This is a genomic window from Pseudomonas sp. TH39(2020) (assembly GCF_016650715.1).
Lineage (GTDB): Bacteria > Pseudomonadota > Gammaproteobacteria > Pseudomonadales > Pseudomonadaceae > Aquipseudomonas > Aquipseudomonas mandelii_C.
In genome coordinates this window covers 792,507-809,085 of record NZ_JAEKFF010000007.1, presented here as the reverse complement: position 1 = coordinate 809,085, position 16,579 = coordinate 792,507, and the positions used below count along the sequence as shown (strand labels likewise).

General features: G+C 59.8%; 15 protein-coding genes and 2 pseudogenes. 5 read left to right on the top strand and 12 right to left on the bottom strand.

Going from position 1 to position 16,579, the window contains the following annotated elements:
* Positions 1–6: 6 nt before the first annotated feature.
* Genes JFU47_RS24140 through JFU47_RS24130 form a run of 3 tightly spaced genes read right to left on the bottom strand, consistent with a single transcriptional unit; the run spans position 7 to position 2,457 of the window.
* Positions 7–738 (bottom strand): hypothetical protein, encoded by a 732-nt coding sequence (locus JFU47_RS24140; RefSeq protein WP_201186128.1) that lies wholly within the window; start codon positions 736–738, stop codon positions 7–9.
* Positions 739–773: 35 nt separating this feature from the next.
* A complete protein-coding gene (locus tag JFU47_RS24135) occupies positions 774–1,508 on the bottom strand; it encodes a hypothetical protein (protein ID WP_201186126.1) in 735 nt (244 codons plus the stop codon).
* A 37-nt stretch (positions 1,509–1,545) separates the two neighbouring features.
* On the bottom strand, positions 1,546–2,457 hold the full coding sequence (locus JFU47_RS24130; protein ID WP_201186124.1) for a LysR substrate-binding domain-containing protein: 912 nt from the start codon (positions 2,455–2,457) through the stop codon (positions 1,546–1,548).
* Between the two features lie 76 nt (positions 2,458–2,533).
* On the opposite strand from JFU47_RS24130, the pseudogene JFU47_RS24125 reads away from it, so the two are divergent.
* A pseudogene (locus tag JFU47_RS24125) lies at positions 2,534–2,773 on the top strand (DMT family transporter); the annotation flags it as partial.
* 79 nt (positions 2,774–2,852) lie between these two features.
* Here the strand turns inward: JFU47_RS24125 and JFU47_RS24120 are convergent.
* The 4 genes and pseudogenes from JFU47_RS24120 to JFU47_RS24105 all read right to left on the bottom strand — a co-directional run bounded on the left by JFU47_RS24120 (position 2,853) and on the right by JFU47_RS24105 (position 7,563).
* Positions 2,853–4,184, bottom strand: a complete 1,332-nt coding sequence (locus JFU47_RS24120; RefSeq protein WP_201186122.1) for an MFS transporter — start codon at positions 4,182–4,184, stop codon at positions 2,853–2,855.
* 184 nt (positions 4,185–4,368) lie between these two features.
* Positions 4,369–5,294 (bottom strand): annotated as a pseudogene (locus JFU47_RS24115) (hydroxymethylglutaryl-CoA lyase).
* A complete protein-coding gene (locus JFU47_RS24110) occupies positions 5,291–6,484 on the bottom strand; it encodes a CaiB/BaiF CoA transferase family protein (protein WP_201186120.1) in 1,194 nt (397 codons plus the stop codon). Before JFU47_RS24110 ends, JFU47_RS24115 begins: the two are co-directional and overlap by 4 nt.
* Positions 6,485–6,654: 170 nt before the next feature.
* Positions 6,655–7,563 (bottom strand): LysR family transcriptional regulator, encoded by a 909-nt coding sequence (locus JFU47_RS24105; RefSeq protein WP_140677461.1) that lies wholly within the window; start codon positions 7,561–7,563, stop codon positions 6,655–6,657.
* 239 nt (positions 7,564–7,802) lie between these two features.
* Here JFU47_RS24105 and JFU47_RS24100 point away from each other — a divergent pair, with 239 nt between their 5' ends.
* A complete protein-coding gene (locus JFU47_RS24100) occupies positions 7,803–9,038 on the top strand; it encodes an aminotransferase class I/II-fold pyridoxal phosphate-dependent enzyme (protein WP_201186118.1) in 1,236 nt (411 codons plus the stop codon).
* A gap of 21 nt (positions 9,039–9,059) precedes the next feature.
* Positions 9,060–10,226, top strand: coding sequence for an MFS transporter (locus tag JFU47_RS24095; protein ID WP_201186110.1), 1,167 nt, complete (start codon positions 9,060–9,062; stop codon positions 10,224–10,226).
* On the opposite strand, the gene yiaY is transcribed toward JFU47_RS24095, so the two are convergent.
* Positions 10,223–11,371 (bottom strand): L-threonine dehydrogenase, encoded by a 1,149-nt coding sequence (gene yiaY, locus JFU47_RS24090; protein ID WP_201186108.1) that lies wholly within the window; start codon positions 11,369–11,371, stop codon positions 10,223–10,225. The genes JFU47_RS24095 and yiaY overlap by 4 nt on opposite strands.
* A gap of 155 nt (positions 11,372–11,526) precedes the next feature.
* Here yiaY and JFU47_RS24085 point away from each other — a divergent pair, with 155 nt between their 5' ends.
* The gene (locus JFU47_RS24085; RefSeq protein ID WP_201186106.1) at positions 11,527–12,546 is read left to right on the top strand and encodes a DUF4917 family protein; all 1,020 of its coding nucleotides are present in this window, start codon (positions 11,527–11,529) and stop codon (positions 12,544–12,546) included.
* A 76-nt stretch (positions 12,547–12,622) separates the two neighbouring features.
* Here the strand turns inward: JFU47_RS24085 and JFU47_RS24080 are convergent, their stop codons facing one another.
* From JFU47_RS24080 to JFU47_RS24070, 3 genes are all read right to left on the bottom strand, one after another.
* Positions 12,623–12,967 carry a YegP family protein gene (locus JFU47_RS24080; protein WP_201186104.1) on the bottom strand — a complete coding sequence of 115 codons (345 nt, stop codon included), beginning with the start codon at positions 12,965–12,967 and terminating at the stop codon, positions 12,623–12,625.
* Between the two features lie 181 nt (positions 12,968–13,148).
* Positions 13,149–13,454: a ribbon-helix-helix domain-containing protein gene (locus tag JFU47_RS24075; protein WP_201186101.1), complete on the bottom strand. Its 306-nt coding sequence runs from the start codon at positions 13,452–13,454 to the stop codon at positions 13,149–13,151.
* Between the two features lie 14 nt (positions 13,455–13,468).
* On the bottom strand, positions 13,469–14,050 hold the full coding sequence (locus tag JFU47_RS24070) for a DJ-1/PfpI family protein (protein ID WP_008152949.1): 582 nt from the start codon (positions 14,048–14,050) through the stop codon (positions 13,469–13,471).
* Between the two features lie 273 nt (positions 14,051–14,323).
* Between JFU47_RS24070 and JFU47_RS24065 the strand changes: the two genes are divergently transcribed.
* Entirely contained in the window at positions 14,324–15,235 is a 912-nt protein-coding gene (locus tag JFU47_RS24065) for a DMT family transporter (RefSeq protein ID WP_201186099.1), read from the top strand.
* Here the strand turns inward: JFU47_RS24065 and JFU47_RS24060 are convergent.
* Positions 15,223–16,440, bottom strand: a complete 1,218-nt coding sequence (locus tag JFU47_RS24060; RefSeq protein ID WP_201186097.1) for a class I SAM-dependent methyltransferase — start codon at positions 16,438–16,440, stop codon at positions 15,223–15,225. The two genes, JFU47_RS24065 and JFU47_RS24060, sit on opposite strands and share 13 nt — an antisense overlap.
* Positions 16,441–16,579 lie beyond the last annotated feature (139 nt).

Below are 16,579 nucleotides of genomic sequence, written 5' to 3'. Positions count from 1 at the left end.
GACCGATTAACTTCTAAGTGCTTCTGGTACGACGTATTGCTTACCGTCATAGCGGAGAGTGACTTGGGTTGTCTTCAATTTTTTGGATTCGCCATCGCACAGTTCGCCGACCTTGAAGCTTTTCGTCAGCGTCACAGTGGAGCTGACAATGAGGTCCGCGAACCCGTTTTGCATCGACGGGGCGATACCGACCGTTCGCTGCGTCCGCGCGCCCTCTCCTGCGCAATTGCCGTCCCACTCGCCATTGCTGCTGTCGACCACCAGCCCTTCCAGCACCGGGCGTAGAACACTTCCATCCTTGAGATACAGGGCCAGTTCTGTTTTCGAATAGGGGCTGACACTGGACTCATGCGCAAATTTCGAACGAATGCCAAACGCACGCTCGTCAGTGTTCAGCTTGTACCTTGCCGTATCAATGGTCAGCCCTTCATACGCCACAGCGTCCGAATAATAGGCGTCTTTTTTTCGATAGTTGGCCAGGCGCTTCGAATTGGATGAATGGATGAGCGACAACTCCAGATCGACATTCCCGCCGTCATTGCCTGCATCTACGAAGTCCGGGGTAAACGTCGATGTGGCAACAATCGTCAGGTCGTCATAAGCCGGCCAAAACTTGCACAGCGTGAATGAACGCTGGCCGAATGGCGCCTCATCTTCGCAACCCGCTTGAGCCTGGCCGGCAGCAATGATGAGGCCGAGTACGGCAATTGAGCTCAGCAGTTTCCTGATAGTAGTCATAGTCTTCCCTGATCATCACAAATCGCTCGTAGTACTTAAACGCCCTTGAACCCTTGTGGAAGGACATAGGCTTTGCCGTTGTATCGGAGTGTCGTCAGAACGGGTTTGGCGGTGATTGATCTGGATTCACAAGCCTCCCCCTCGCCTTTCCCGATAATACGGGTGGCCACCGATTTGACGATCAAATCCGCAAATCCATGTGAGCTGGTTTTGCCGATCTCGACGGTTCGAACGGTGTTGTAGCGCTCACCAGCACAATTGGTATCCCATTCGCCGCTTTCCGCTTCCGTGATGAGCCTGTCCAGGATCGGGCGCAACTTGTTGCCTTCTTTTACATAGAGCGACAGCCAGGTTTCAGCCATGGGATTGGCGCGAGAAGAACCGCTGAATCTGATCCGTACGCCAAAGGCTCGCAGTTCTGGCGTGAGTGTGTAGCGAGCGGTATCCAGTTGCAGGTCTTCAATACCAAATGCATCAGACACGAAGGCAGACGCCTGATGGAAGGACGCCAGAGGTTTCAAATCACTGCCCGACACGACCGCAAGGCTGAGGTCATAGATTCCGTCACTACCCGAACTATCGAAAGACGGATTCGCTTCGTGCTGCGAAGTGGCAGTCAGAGTTAGGCCGGGATAAGCGGGCCAGTCCTTACAAACGGAAAAACCGAATTCGTCACTCAACGGCGGTGACGCACATTCGGCGAACACTTGGGCCGTCATTATCAGGCTGCACGCAGCCAAACTCCCCATCAACCCAGACTTCAATGTCATGCCCTGCTCCTTGTTTACCTCAAAAACCCAGACAGTTTCAGCCGCGCACTATCCCCTCCTCGATCCGTCCATTCAACCAATTCAACGCCTGATCCCCTCCCCGCCGCTTGTGCCAAACCAACACAAACGTAAACGACGGAATATGAAACGGGGGCGGAACCACGATCAACGACTGCTCATCGATATTGAGCAACCCTCGGGAAGCGACGGTGAGGATCAGGTCGGTGCCGCTGATGAACTCCGGGGCGACGCTCCAGTGCGGCAGGCTGATCGCCACACGACGGCGTTCTCGCAGGGCTGTGAGAGCCCGTTCGATTTCCGGGGTGCCACTGCCGCGCATTTCCAGCAGGATGTGGGGGCGGGCGAGGTAGGTCGGCAGGTCGAGCACGCCATCGGCGGGCAGGCTGTTGCGGTCGACCAGACAAGCGTAGTGCTCTTCGAACAGCGGGGTGCTGCGCAACTCGTTCGGCAACTCTGGAAAGACGCCTGCCGCCACGTCGATGTCGCCGTTGAGCACCCCCTCGAGCATGCCTTCGCGACTGGCATGGCTGATTTGCAGATCGATGACCGGCGCTTCCCGGCGCAAGGTCCGTATCAACCCCGGCAGGACGATTGCAGCGCCATAGTCGGACATTGCCAGTCGAAACGTGCGCTTGGCGGTGGCCGGATCGAAGGTATTCGGTGCCAGCAGCGATTGCACTTGAGCAAGGGCTTCGGCCAACGGAGCCATCAACTCCAGGGCTCGCGGGGTTGGCACGAGGCTGGCGCCCGCCCGGACCAGCAAAGGATCGCCGAGCAGATCACGCAATCGCGCCAAGGCATGACTGACGGCCGGCTGACTCAGGTGCAGGCGCTCGGCGGCACGGGTCACGTGTTGCTCGCTGAGCAAGGCGTCGAGGATCACTAGCAAGTTGAGGTCGACGCGACGAAGATCATTCATCTGCTGCATGTTCTGGATAGAAATTTGGAATTTAAATCTGCGTGACGAATACTCTAGAGTCCAGCAAAACCTGTTGGAGATTCATCTGTGTTTCATTTCGTTGGCGCTGATGCTGTTGCCCAAGCTCGGGGCGTCGGGGTTTATGGCGTTGGCGCTGGCCGGGCAAGTGGTTGCGTCGCTGGCGCTGGATCACTTCGGAATGTTTGGATTGGTCGAGCGGCAGATGACCGTGTCGCGGGGGGTTGGCGCTTTGTTGCTAGTGGCGGGAGTGGTGTTGATTCAGTTCAGCGCTACACCGGCCAAAGCGCTGATTGCAGCCTCTTGAAAAACAAAAGATCGCAGCCTCCGGCAGCTCCTACAGGGATGCGTGGTCCCAGGTAGGAGCTGCCGAAGGCTGCGATTTTTTAAAACTTGTCGAGCGTGCGCAGCTTCTGCGGCAACCCCCACATCAGCAGCGCGACGGCGATCAGCGCAGCGACGCCGATGACATACAGTGCCGGCGTGGTACTACCGGTCAGGTCTTTGATCCGCCCTACCATCACCGGGCTGACAATGCCGCCGAACTGGCCAAGGGTGTTGATCACCGCAATCCCGCCAGCAGCCCCTGCACCAGCACCGGCCAGCAGTTTCGGCGGCAGGGTCCAGAAGCTTGGGATAGACGCGATGATCCCGGCACCAAGCAAGCCCAGCGCGACAATCAGGAAGGTCGTGTGGTTAGCGAAGATCCCCGCACAGAAGAACCCCACCGCGCCCACCGCGACCAAACCTGCGACAAACTTGCGTCGTTCACCGGTCGAGTCGGACAACCGTCCGATCACCACCATGCAGATGGCGCCGCAGATGTAAGGGATGGCGGTCAGCAAACCAATCATCACCGGGCTTTCGGTGCCGGCACTGCGGATCAGTTGCGGGGCCCAGAAGTTCAAGCCGTAGGACGCCACCTGAATCAGGAAGTAGATCAGCCCGAGAGTCAGGAAACCCGGAATCCGCAGTGCGGCGAGCAACGAGCCGCCACTCTTGTGCGGTTCATGGTGAGCGATACGGCTGGCCAGCAGCGTTTTCTCGGATGGCGTCAGCCAATGGGCGTCTTCGATGCGGTCCTTGAGCAACGTCAGCACCAGTAAGCCAAGGCCGATGCAAGGCACACCGCCCAGCAGAAACAGCCAGTGCCAGCCGCGCATATCGAGGAAGCCGTCGAGGTGTTGAAGCACCAGCCCGGAGAACGGTGCGCCGACCAGACCGGCAAACGCCGACGACAGAAACAACATCGACGTGATGCGCCCGCGATAGTGCTGCGGGAACCACAGCGTCAGGTAATACAGGACTCCCGGCGCAAAACCGGCCTCCATCGCGCCAATCACAAAGCGCAGCGCGTAGAACTGCCATTCGCTATTGACGAAGACCATGGCCGCAGTAGCGAGGCCCCAGGACATCATGATCCGGGCGATCCAGCGTCGGGCGCCGACCTTGTACAGCATCATGTTGCTCGGCACTTCGAAAATCACGTAACCGACCACGAACAACCCGGCGCCGAGGCCGTAAGCGGTGTCGCTCAGGCTCAGGTCGGTCTGCAGCTGGAACTTGGCAAAGCTGATGTTGATGCGGTCGAAAAACGCGAACAGGTAGCAGACCATGATCAACGGCATCAGGCGCCAGGCGACTTTGCTGACCAGGGCTTTTTCTTCGTCGTGGCTAACGGACGAGCTCGCGCCCGCCTCCAGTACATTAAGGCTCATGATGGTTCTCCAGGCGGACTGCCCGTGGGTGTCCGATTGTTTTTGTTGTCTGGTTGATAGGCTGGAAAAGCTTTTACTGTGGGAGCGAGCCTGCTCGCGAAGGCGGTGTGTCAGTCACCGACAATGCTGAATGCCAGACCGCTTTCGCGAGCAGGCTCGCTCCCACAGGGGTTCTTCGGTGGGGTCAGGAAGGGCTTGGATGCAAATCACAATTGCGTCCGGCCTTGGCCAGTTGACCGGGCACTTCGTGGCCCAGCAGTGCGGGTAATCCTCGCGACAATTGCAGCAACAGCGGCAGATCGATGCCGGTGTGAATGCCGATCTCATCGCACAGGTTAACCAGGTCTTCGGTGCAAATATTACCCGAGGCGCCCGGCGCGAATGGGCAACCGCCGAGCCCGCCCAGTGCCGCGTCGAAACGACGGGCACCGGCTTCGTAGGCGGCCAGCACGTTGCACAGACCGAGCCCGCGAGTGTTGTGGAAATGCAGGGTCAAGTCCGTGGGTGAAACGCGCTGCAAGACCCGCCGCACCAGACGATCAACCTGCCGCGGATTGGCCATGCCGGTGGTGTCGGCCAGGGTAATGCCCTGGATCCCGAGTTCCTGATAAGCCTCGACGATTTGCAGTACGCGATCCTCATCGATCTTGCCTTCAAACGGGCAGCCGAAGGTGGTGGCGATGCTGGCGTTGAGTCGCACCGTCGTCCCGCGAACGTATTGCACGATCTCGCCGAATGCCGCCAATGAGGTTTCGCAACGCATGCGCATGTTGGCCAGGTTGTGGGTCTGGCTGGCGGACATCACCAGATTCAACTCGTCGGCCCTCGTCGCCAGCGCCCGTTGCGCGCCTTTCAGGTTGGGGATCAGCGCGACGTAAATCACCCCCGGTTGCCGGGTGATGCCCTTGAACACCAGTTCACCATCGCGCAGCGCCGGAATCGCCTTGGGCGAAACGAACGAGCCTGCTTCGATGCGGCTGAAACCAGCCAGCGACAGCTGATCGATCAAGGCAATCTTGTCGACGGTTTCGACCCAGGTCGGCTCGATCTGCAAGCCGTCGCGGGGGAGACTTCCTGAACAATCAGGGTCTCGGAAAAATCAGTGATCATTGCACCACCCCTTGAGCTTTCAGCCGTTCGATGTCCGAACCTGTAAGGCCCAGTCCCGCGAGGATGCCGTCGGTGTGCTGGCCCAACGTAGGTCCGGACCAGTTCACGCCACCGGGCGTCTCGGACATTTTCGGCACAATGCCGGGCATCTTCACCGTAACGCCGCCAGGCAGGTCGGCGTTGAGCAGCATGTCCCGCGCCTGATAGTGCGGATCGGCGACGATGTCGGCGACTGAATAGATGCGCCCGGCCGGGACTTCGGCCGCTTCCAGTGCCGACAACACATCGTCGATCGGCAGCCTGCTGGTCCAGTGAGTAATCGCCGCGTCGAGCACGTTGCTCTTGGCGGCACGCCCGTCGTTATGGGCAAACTCCGGCGCGTCGGCCAGATCACGACGACCGATCACGTCCATCAAGCGCTTGTAGATCGGGTCGCTGTTGCCGGCGATCACCACGTAGGCGCCATCGGCCGTCAGATAGGTGTTGGAGGGCGCGATGCCCGGCAAGGCCCCACCGCTGCGCTCACGAACATGGCCGAGCATGTCGTATTCCGGCACCAGGCTTTCCATGACGTTGAACACACTTTCGGCCAGGGACACATCGACCACTTGCCCACCGCCCTGCCCGGTCTTGACCCGCAGCAGCGACATCAAGGCACCGATCACCGCATGCAGAGAAGCCAGGGAATCGCCGAGGCTGACGCCCACCCGAGCCGGGGGCGAACCGGGCGTGCCGGTGGTGTAGCGGATCCCGCCCATGGCCTCGCCGATCGCACCAAAACCCGGACGATCACGGTACGGGCCGGTCTGGCCATAACCGGAAATACGCACCAGCGTCAGGTTAGGGTTGAGGGCGTGCAACACGTCCCAGCCCAAGCCGAGTTTTTCCAGAGCGCCGGGACGCAGGTTTTCGATCAACACGTCGGCGCTGGTCGCCAGTTGCTTGACCAGTTCAATACCTTCGGGGGATTTCAGGTTCAGCGCCAGGGACTTCTTGTTTCGCGATTGCAGGTACCACCACAGCGACGTGCCTTCGTGCAGCTTGCGCCATTTGCGCAGCGGGTCGCCCTGACCCATGGCTTCGATCTTGATCACGTCGGCACCGAACTCGGCGAGCATGCGTGCGGCGAACGGCGCGGCGATCAGTGTGCCAATCTCGATCACTTTGATTGCACTCAAGGGGGCAGTCATCGCGGGGTACCTCATGTTGTTCTTGGAATAGGTGCCAAGGCTAGAGGACCACGGGTGAAGGAATCCAACCTTCAGTTGGCAACGAGCGTTCGCGAAACGCGAACGCTCTGAGATTACCGCGACCTCAGGTCAGCCTGCTCGCGAAGAGGCCGGCCCTGCCAACACATCTCTCAGACCTGCCCGCGCAACTGCTCGAACAACATCCGGCTCACCGGCGACAGCGCCGCTTCATCGCGCACCACCAGAACCAACGCGCGGTCCGACCAGTCATCCATCAACGGCACCGCATGCAAGCCCAACGCCCGACCAAACAGCTCATAGGCTTTTTGCGGCAGGATGCCGATGCCCATGTTGGCCTGGACCATCCGGCACATGGCATCGAAACCCGGGACATGAATCCGCAGCCGCAGCACTTTGCCGGCCTCGCGCGCGGCCGCGTGGGTACGCATATTGATCGAACTGGCGGAATGCAGACCGACGTAATCGCTGTCCAGCGTATCGGCGAAGGCCAGACTGGAACGACTCGCCAACGGATGATCGGGCAGCATCAACACCATCAGTTTGTCCTGTCGATAAAGCACGCTGTGCAGACCTTTGACGTCGCTGTCACTGGAGCAGATCCCAAGGTCCGCCACGCCATCCAGCACACCCTGAATCACCCCGCTGCTGGGGCGTTCTTCGAGGTCGGTCTTGACCTGAGGATGACGCTCGGAAAAGTCCCGCAGGTCTTCGGGCAGAAACTGAATGATCGCCGACAGGTTGGCGAGCATTCGCACATAGCCGCGGATACCGTGGCTGTGTTCGCCCAGTTCGAGCCCCATTTTCTCGACGTTGAACAGCATCTGCCGAGCATGGTGCAACAAGGTTTCCCCGGCCGGCGTCAGGGTCATGCCCTTGGCCTGGCGCACGAACAGGCTGATGCCCAGCGCTTCTTCCAACTCCATCAGCCGCTTGCTGGCCGCCGACACAGCGATGGCTTCACGCGCGGCGGCACGGGTCAGCGTGCCCTCCTCATGAACGGCGACAAACAGTTGGAGAGTGATCAGGTCGAGGCGGCGGATCAGGCTTTTTTGCAGCATGGAGGGCTCAATGACTTCTGTTCGGCTGAGTCGGCAGGATAGCCCGGTTTCCACGCGACTCGACAAAGCATTTGGCCCACAACATCACGAGGCGTCGTCCTACACATAAATCTCTTGTAACACTCAGCCGTACCGGAAACAGCCGATTCAAAGCCTTCGCCGCGCTCTGTAAAGTCTGGAAACACACACGAATTGCAACAAACCCATGGATCGTTTCACTCAAGGAAAGTCATTTTCATATGGACCAGACAGCACAGGCGGCAAACCGCTACACCAACTACCGCAAAGTCATCGCGTTGGCCGATCACGATTGGGAGAGCGCTGAAGCCGGGAAAATTTCCGGGCTTAACGTCGAAATCAAAAGTGCCAACCGAATGCTCGATCAGCACGGGCGCGCGTTTCATCATTTCTGCACGACCTCGTACCTGGGCCTGGATCACCATCCCGACATTCTCGACGGCGCCATGAATACACTGTGGGAAACCGGCACCCTTCGCGTCGCCAACTCAAAGAACCGCTGCAAGCTGGCCATTCTGGAACAGTACGAAACCGAACTGTCCGAGTTGTTCGGCGCCAGTTGCCTGAGCACCTTGTCGTGCAGCGCGGCGAGTGCCGGAATCCTGCCGTTGCTGGCCAGCGGTGTGTTCACGGAAAACCGCCCTCCCGTGATGGTCTTTGACCGGTTGGCGCATTACTCGATGAGTCACCTCAAAGCCGCCTGCGCTGATGAAACCACAGTCGTGACCTGTCCTCATAACGACATGGATTTTCTCGAGAAGCAGTGCCAGCAACACCGCACTGTCGCCTATGTCGCGGACAGCGCCTACAGCATGGGCGGGGTCGCAGACATGGACAGTCTTTTGTACCTGAAGGACCGCTATGGGTTGTTTCTCTATCTGGACGATTCCCACGCGCTGTCCGCCGTCGGAACAATGGGCGCTGGCCTCGTGCGCCCCAGGATGCATGCCCTGGAGGATGACTGCCTGATCGTCGCCTCGCTGGCCAAGTCGTTTGGCGCCAGCGGTGGTCTGGTGATGCTGGGCAATGAACGGCAGAAGAAGCTCATTGCGCGCTACGGCGGCCCCAGCAATTGGTCGCAATGCCTGAACAGTGCAGCCATTGGCGCGGGTATAGCGTCCATCCAGCTTCATCGCACGCTGGAATTTGCCGCGTTGCAGGAAAAACTTCAGGTTAATATCCGCCTGTTCGACAGCCTCATACGCACCGACCAACACAACAGCAACATGGCGATTCGACTGGTCAACTGCGGCGAAGCAGCGCTGGCCAACAGCATCGCCATGGAACTGGCCAATCACGGCTTCTTCACCTCGGCCGTGTTTTTCCCGGTGGTCGCACAAGACAAGGCAGCCATCAGAATCACCCTGCGCGCTGACATGGAGCCGACGCTGATCCGCCACTTTTGTGAATTGATTACCGAGCTTTTACGCACTCAAGGCCGGGAAATCGGCTGTTGAACTGAAACCAGGGAAGATTCAATGAAGAGCAGCACCACCCTCCTCGTCACCTGCTGCACGGTTTTCCTCGCCCAGTTGGGCATGAGCATTTACCTGCCGGCGCTGCCGGAGATTGCCCGGGATCTGTCCGCCGACGCCTCGCAGGTTTCCTGGGGGCTGGCGGTGTATCTGATCGGCATGGCGCTGCCGATGTTGTTCTGGGGCAGCCTGGGCCAGCGCATCGGTCGCAAACCGGTGCTGCTCGCCGCGCTGGGCATCTACGGGCTGGGCAATCTGGCCCTGCCCCTGAGCCAGTCGCTTGAATCGTTCCTGGCGTTTCGACTGGTTCAGGGCATTGGCGCCAGCGGCATTTCGGTCATGGCCCGGGTGCTGATCCGCGACAGTTTCCGCGGCGACCTGCTGGCCAAGGCGTTGTCCTGGATTTCGATTTCCTTTGTGGTGGCGCTGGGGATCGGCCAATACCTGGGGTCGATCATCCAGGTGGCGCTGGGCTGGCCGGCGATTTTCTACCTGTTGGGGGGTGTGAGTCTGATGGTGGGGCTGGTCGTGGCCCGGGTGACATTCCCGATGCTGACCGAGGAGAATGCCCCGTCATCCGCCTGGCCGAGCTACTGGCGCATTTTGCGTCATAGAGCCTTTCTGTTGCCGGCCCTCACCGGCGGCCTTGGGTACGGGGTGATTGTGGCGTTCAACACCGCTGCGCCGCTGATTCTGCAAGGACCGTTCAACTGGTCGGCCGTGGAATACGGGTTATTGGGCTGGCCAATCAGCGCGGCGTATTTTCTGGGGGCTTTGGCGGTCAATGGCTTTGTACTTCGCACCGGTCAACGCGGGTTGATAACGGCGGGTGTGGGGCTGGTGCTGGCTGGCAGCGCGGTAATGTTGCTGGGGAGTCTGGCGGGCACTTCAGTGGCGCTGCTGTTCTGGCTGCCCTATTGCGTAGCGGTGTTCGGCCAGTCTTTGACTTATCCGATCAGCCTGTCCCTGGCCAATGACGGTTCGCCGGTTGGCGGTGCGTATGCGATGGCGTTGAGCGGTTTCATTCATCAGCTGATGGCTGCCGTTATCGGCGGGATCGCCAGTTTGATCGCGAGCCCACAAGCATGGCCGTTGTCACTGTTGTGTACCTTGCTGGCGTTGGGCGCGATGCTCTGCGTAATGCTCGCGCCCGGTCGAAAAATCTCCTAAAAAGCGCTGCGGAAAATCTCCTCGATCTGGCGCTGATCCGCCACGCGAGGATTGGTCACGCCACACGCATCTTTCAAGGCATTGCTGGCGAGGGTCGGGATGTCGTTGAGCTTGGCGCCGAGCTCACGCAAACCGGCGGGAATTTCCACGTCTTTGGACAGGCTGCGGATCGCCACGATGGCCGCCTGGGCGCCCGCTTCCGGGGTGAAACCGTGAACATCGACGCCCATCGCAAGGGCGACATCGGTGAGGCGATCGGCGCAAACCAGGGCGTTAAAGCTTTGTACGTGGGGCAGCAGGACCGCGTTGCACACACCATGCGGCAAGTCGTAGAAACCGCCCAACTGGTGAGCCATGGCGTGGACAAAACCCAGGGATGCGTTATTGAACGCCATGCCGGCGAGGAACTGTGCATAAGCCATGTTTTCCCGCGCAGCCATGTCACTGCCGTCGCGGACGGCCAGGCGCAGGTTGTTGCTGATCAACGTGATCGCCTTCAGTGCGCAGGCATCAGTGATCGGATTGGCCGCCGTGGAAACGTAGGCTTCGATGGCGTGGGTCAACGCGTCCATGCCGGTGGCTGCCGTCAGGCCCTTGGGCATGGCAACCATCAGCGCCGGGTCGTTGACCGACAGCAGCGGCGTGACATTGCGATCGACAATGGCCATTTTTACGTGACGGGATTCGTCGGTGATGATGCAGAAACGGGTCATCTCGCTGGCGGTGCCGGCGGTGGTGTTGATGGCGATCAGCGGCAGTTGCGGCTGGGTGGATTGATCGACGCCTTCGTAATCGCGAATCTGCCCACCATTGGTCGCGCATAACGCGATGCCTTTGGCGCAGTCATGGGGCGAACCGCCGCCCAGGGACACCACGAAATCACAGCGGGTTTCCTTCAGCAGACCCAGACCGCTCTCGACGTTGGCGATGCTCGGGTTAGGCTTGGCGCCGTCGAAAATCACCGAATCGATGTCCTGCATCGCCAGTTTCTCGGCAATCATCTTCGCCACGCCAGCCTTGGCCAGCCCGGCGTCGGTGACGATCAGCGCCTTGCGAAAACCATACTTGCGAATGGCGTCCATGGCTTCGTCCAGGCAACCGATGCCCATGATGTTTACGGCGGGGATGAAAAACGTGCTGCTCATGAGCGAGTCTCCTGGCTGAGGCCGAATCGGCAGCGCCGATCTGGCGGGGCCCACAGAATCGACCTATCGGTCATGAAGTAACTTGATCTGGCTCAAGTCTTGGTCGTGATAAAGTCGCCGCCCATCAGCCCCTTTGCTTTGAGACTTTGACCGCAATGACCGATTTCCAGGATGTTGATGCCCAACTTGAAGACTGGAACGCCTTGCGCGCCACCGCCTCGTTCAGCGGCCTGCTGGTGGGCAACGGCGCCAGCCGCGCCGTGTGGGACGACTTCGGCTACGACTCGCTGTTCGAAAACGCCCGTACCGTCGAAGAAAAACCCCTGAGCCAGTCCGAGCTGAGCGTGTTTGACGCCCTGCAGACGCGCAGCTTCGAGCAAGTGCTCAGCGCGCTGAAAACCACCAGCCGGGTCAACAAGGCCCTGGCCGTGAGTTCCGCCGCGCCGCGCAATCGTTACTACGCGATCAAGGAAGCGCTGATCAACACTGTGCACGCGGTGCACATCCCATGGCGGCTGGTGGTGCCTTCGACGCTGACGACGATCAATCAGGAACTGGGCCGCTACCGGACTGTGTTCACCACCAACTACGATCTGCTCAGCTACTGGGCGATCCAGCACCAGCCTGATGTGATCAGCGACCTGTTTCAGGGTGCAGAATCAAGCTTTGATCTGAGCGCCACGACGACCGATAAAACCCGGCTGCTTTACCTGCATGGCGGGTTGCATCTGGTGCGTAATCAGGACGGCACGGCGCGCAAACTGATGTCGACCGAGGGCACGTTGCTCGGCAGTTTCGCGATCAACAACACAATCAAGACCCTCGACGACGTGCCGCTGTTCGTCAATGAAGGTCCGGCGCAGGACAAGCTCAAAACCATTCGCAGCTCGGACTATCTGTCGTTCTGCTACGACCAGTTACTTGGCCATGGCGACGGGTTGTGCCTGTTTGGCCATGCCCTGGGTGAGCAGGACAGCCACATCATTCACGCCTTGCGCCAGGCGAAACCGCAAAGGGTGGCGATCTCGATTTATCCGCGCAGCAAGGCATTCATTCAGCACCAGAAGCGGCATTACGCGAAGGTGTTTGAAGGAACCGGGAGTGAGTTGCGGTTTTTTGATTCGAAGACCCATGCGTTGGGTAGCCCGAAGCTGACGGTGCCGGTCGAGGTTTAGGCGGCGACGCGGCTGACGCCTTCGCGGGCAAGTCGAATCGTCGCACCGCCGCTCCCACATTAGATCGTCGGTGTGTTTAGAGCACCGGCAAGGTCTTGTCCTTGATCACCGTGGTCGGCCCGTTGGCTTTTACGCTGGCGATGCCTTTCTCCAGCGCGGCAGCGGAGGTGTAAGCCTCGCTGCTACCGATGATCTCGTGGTTACCAGCCTTGAGGTTGAAGTAAGGATGACCATCCTTGGTGGTTTTCTTCTCGTAGCGTTCATCCTTCGGGCTGTTGCTCTGAACCGACATGATGCCTTTGTCGGCGGCAGCGCGGGTGGTGTACAGCTCGCTGGTCAGAATGGTTTGCGCGTTGGCGGCCTTCAGGACGAACTTGAATTGACCATTGCTGCTTTTGTTCACTTCATACCATCCAGACATGCTCTTTCTCCTTGGCAATTGAGAGGTTTCGCGCCTCAGAGTAAAGACCAGGCTGGGACATCTGTCGCCTGTCCGGGCCTCATCGCGAGCAGGCTCGCTCCCACAGGGGAATTGTGTACATCGATCCATTGTGGGAGCGAGCCTGCTCGCGATGAGGCCGGTAAGGTCAGCGCAAAATCACCTACTTCACCGCCGCACGCACCACTGATAACTCCGGTGCCTGCACCCGCCGCTGACTCAAATAGCGCATACAACTGACCCGCAAAAACGAGGCAAAATTCACCACCTCGCCGCGGTAGTTCATCACCTCTTCATACAGCTTGGCGATCAACTGGTTGGTGGTCATGCCGTCGACCTCGGCGATTTCGCTGAGGATGTCCCAGAACTGATTCTCCAGCCGCAGGGTGGTGACCACCCCGCAGATGCGCAGCGAGCGGGAGCGCGATTCGTAGAGAATCGGATCGGCTTTGACGTAGAGCTCGCACATGGAAAGGTCCCTCGTTACAGCGTGATTTTGGTGCCCAGCAACCCGAGGAAACCGGCGAGCCAGCTCGGGTGCGCCGGCCAGGCTGGCGCAGTGGCCAGATTGCCCTGAACGTGACCTTCCGTCACCGGGATATCGATGAACGTACCGCCCGCCAGGCGCACTTCCGGGGCGCAGGCCGGGTAGGCGCTGCACTCGCGACCTTCGAGAATCCCCGCTGCCGCCAGCAATTGTGCGCCGTGACACACGGCGGCGATCGGTTTGCCGGCCTTATCGAACGCTCGCACCAGTTCCAGGACTTTCTCGTTCAGGCGCAGGTACTCCGGCGCACGACCGCCTGGTACCAGGAGGGCGTCGTAGTCCTCGGACTTGACCTTGGCGAAGTCGAAGTTCAGGGCAAACAGGTGACCGGGTTTTTCGCTGTAGGTCTGGTCGCCTTCGAAGTCATGGATCGCCGTGCGCACGGTCTGACCGGCGGTTTTGTCCGGGCAAACGGCGTGCACCGTGTGGCCGACCATCAGCAGCGCCTGAAACGGCACCATCACTTCGTAGTCTTCGACGTAATCGCCGACCAGCATCAGAATTTTTTTAGCCGCCATGGGGAGGACTCCTCTGGGAAATACGTGGGCCTGCAGGAGTATTCAAGGTAGTCCTTATCCAGCAGGTCGGGTAATAACCAGCTACTACGGCGTTATCGTTCTTCGCGAGCAGGCTCGCTCCCACATTGGAATGCGTTCCCATGTGGGAGCGAGCCTGCTCGCGAAGGCGTCCTCAAACTGTACGGATAACTCTGCACCTAGCTGTAACAGCGCGATCCCCGCGGTTTATGGCTAGATGAAGGTCTTCCCGCCACCCTAGATTCTGGTGCCATCATGTCCTCGCGCGAAAACACCGGCATGGCCCTCGGCCTGCTCGGCGTTGTGATCTTCAGCCTCACCCTGCCCTTCACACGGATCGTCGTGCAGGAACTCCATCCGCTGCTCAACGGCCTGGGCCGTGCACTGTTCGCGGCGGTTCCGGCGGCGTTGCTGTTGCTGTGGCGCCGGGAGAAGTGGCCGACCTGGAAGCAGGTCAAAGGCCTGACCCTGGTGATTGCCGGGGTGATCCTCGGCTTCCCGGTGTTGTCGGCCTGGGCCATGCAAACCTTGCCGGCGTCTCACGGTGCACTGGTCAACGGCTTACAGCCGTTGTGCGTAGCGCTGTACGCCGCGTGGTTGTCCCACGAACGACCGTCGAAAGCCTTTTGGGCCTGCGCCGCGCTGGGCAGTGCGCTGGTGCTGGGTTATGCGCTGATCAGCGGGGCCGGCAGCATTCAGGCCGGTGATTTGCTGATGCTCGGGGCGATTGCCGTGGGCGGTTTGGGGTACGCCGAGGGCGGCCGGTTGGCCAAGGAGATGGGCGGCTGGCAGGTGATCTGCTGGGCGTTGGTGCTGTCGACGCCGCTGCTGATCGGGCCGGTGGTGTACCTGGCACTGCAACATCAGGGCGAGATTTCGGCCAAGACCTGGTGGGCCTTCGGTTACGTCTCGCTGTTCTCGCAGTTCATCGGTTTCTTTGCCTGGTACGCCGGGCTGGCGATGGGGGGGATTGCCCGGGTGAGTCAGATCCAGCTGTTACAGATCTTCTTCACCATCGCTTTTTCGGCGCTGTTCTTCGGCGAACACATCGAGCCGATCACCTGGCTGTTTGCCGCCGGGGTGATCGTGACGGTGATGCTCGGACGCAAGACCAGCGTGCGCCCGGCGCAACCGGGCACGTTACCACCGGGAATTCAGGCTAAATAACCGTCAGCCCGCAGCAGGGTCTCGAGGCAATGTTCGCGGATGTGGTAGAAATCCTTCAATTCCTGAATCTTCACCAACAGCTGGGCCGGATCAACCGGCTCGGCACGTTTGACCGCCAGGATCATCTTGTTCTTGTTGGTGTGGTCCAGTGAAATGAACTCGAACACCTTGGTCTCGTAACCGCAGGCTTCCAGGAACAACGCACGCAAACTGTCGGTGACCATTTCCGCCTGCTGGCCCAAATGCAGACCGTATTGCAGCATCGGCTTGAGCAGCGCCGGGCTCTGGATTTGCAGGCGGATCTGCTTGTGGCAGCACGGCGAGCACATGATGATCGAGGCGCCGGAACGAATGCCGGTGTGAATCGCATAGTCGGTGGCGATGTCGCAGGCATGCAGCGCGATCATCACGTCCAGCTCGCTCGGCGCGACGCTGCGTACGTCACCGCACTTGAACACTAGCCCTGGATGCTCGAGCTTTGCGGCCGCGGCATTGCACAAATCCACCATCTCTTCGCGCAACTCGACGCCGGTCACCACGCCTTCGGCCTTCAAGGTATTGCGCAGATAGTCATGGATCGCGAACGTCAGGTAACCCTTGCCCGAGCCGAAATCCGCCACCTGAACCGGCTTGTCCAGCGCCAGTGGTGAGGTGGTCAGCGCATGGCTGAAGACTTCGATGAACTTGTTGATCTGCTTCCACTTGCGCGACATCGCCGGGATCAGCTCGTGTTGCTTGTTGGTCACGCCGAGGTCAGCGAGGAACGGCCGGTTCAGGTCGAGAAAGCGGTTCTTCTCGCGGTTATGCTCAGCGGACGGCACTTCACGCAATTGCTGAGGTTTGCTCTTGAACAGCGAAGACTTGCCCTTTTTGCTGTATTCCAGCTGAGCTTCATCCGTCAGCGACAGCAAATGCGCATTTTTGAACGATGCCGGCAAGAGCGCGGCGATGGTCGCTACACCCTCGGCAATCGGCAAATTCTTGGTGATGTCACGCGTCTTGTAGCGGTAGACAAAGGACAGGCAGGGCTGATCCTTGACTGTCAGCTGCTTGATGATCAGCCGCTGCAAGTCCGCTTCAGTGCCGACGTACTTGGCCAGCACCAGTTTGATGAAGGCATTCTGGTCAAGGCTGGTTTGCAGCAGGTCGATGAATTGGGCGTGATGATCCGGCGCGAGGCTGGCGGGAGTGGCGGTGACAGACATGGGAAAAACGGCCTCGGGCGGTGCGGATCGGGGAAAGGCGGGTATTTTAGGGGGATGGGGGTTGGGGACACGCAGTTATTTACCGAACGGTTTGAAAAGCACCCCTCACCCCAGCCCTCTCCCCAATGGGGAGAGGGGG

Coding starts and splice junctions, on each gene's coding strand:
- JFU47_RS24070 (WP_008152949.1), bottom strand. CDS start 14,050: ATGGCGGCTAAAAAAATTCTGATGCTGGTCGGCGATTACGTCGAAGAC.
- JFU47_RS24060 (WP_201186097.1), bottom strand. CDS start 16,440: ATGTCTGTCACCGCCACTCCCGCCAGCCTCGCGCCGGATCATCACGCC.
- JFU47_RS24080 (WP_201186104.1), bottom strand. CDS start 12,967: ATGTCTGGATGGTATGAAGTGAACAAAAGCAGCAATGGTCAATTCAAG.
- JFU47_RS24100 (WP_201186118.1), top strand. CDS start 7,803: ATGGACCAGACAGCACAGGCGGCAAACCGCTACACCAACTACCGCAAA.
- JFU47_RS24120 (WP_201186122.1), bottom strand. CDS start 4,184: ATGAGCCTTAATGTACTGGAGGCGGGCGCGAGCTCGTCCGTTAGCCAC.
- JFU47_RS24075 (WP_201186101.1), bottom strand. CDS start 13,454: ATGTGCGAGCTCTACGTCAAAGCCGATCCGATTCTCTACGAATCGCGC.
- JFU47_RS24135 (WP_201186126.1), bottom strand. CDS start 1,508: ATGACATTGAAGTCTGGGTTGATGGGGAGTTTGGCTGCGTGCAGCCTG.
- JFU47_RS24085 (WP_201186106.1), top strand. CDS start 11,527: ATGACCGATTTCCAGGATGTTGATGCCCAACTTGAAGACTGGAACGCC.
- JFU47_RS24095 (WP_201186110.1), top strand. CDS start 9,060: ATGAAGAGCAGCACCACCCTCCTCGTCACCTGCTGCACGGTTTTCCTC.
- JFU47_RS24065 (WP_201186099.1), top strand. CDS start 14,324: ATGTCCTCGCGCGAAAACACCGGCATGGCCCTCGGCCTGCTCGGCGTT.
- JFU47_RS24110 (WP_201186120.1), bottom strand. CDS start 6,484: ATGACTGCCCCCTTGAGTGCAATCAAAGTGATCGAGATTGGCACACTG.
- JFU47_RS24105 (WP_140677461.1), bottom strand. CDS start 7,563: ATGCTGCAAAAAAGCCTGATCCGCCGCCTCGACCTGATCACTCTCCAA.
- JFU47_RS24130 (WP_201186124.1), bottom strand. CDS start 2,457: ATGCAGCAGATGAATGATCTTCGTCGCGTCGACCTCAACTTGCTAGTG.
- JFU47_RS24140 (WP_201186128.1), bottom strand. CDS start 738: ATGACTACTATCAGGAAACTGCTGAGCTCAATTGCCGTACTCGGCCTC.
- yiaY (WP_201186108.1), bottom strand. CDS start 11,371: ATGAGCAGCACGTTTTTCATCCCCGCCGTAAACATCATGGGCATCGGT.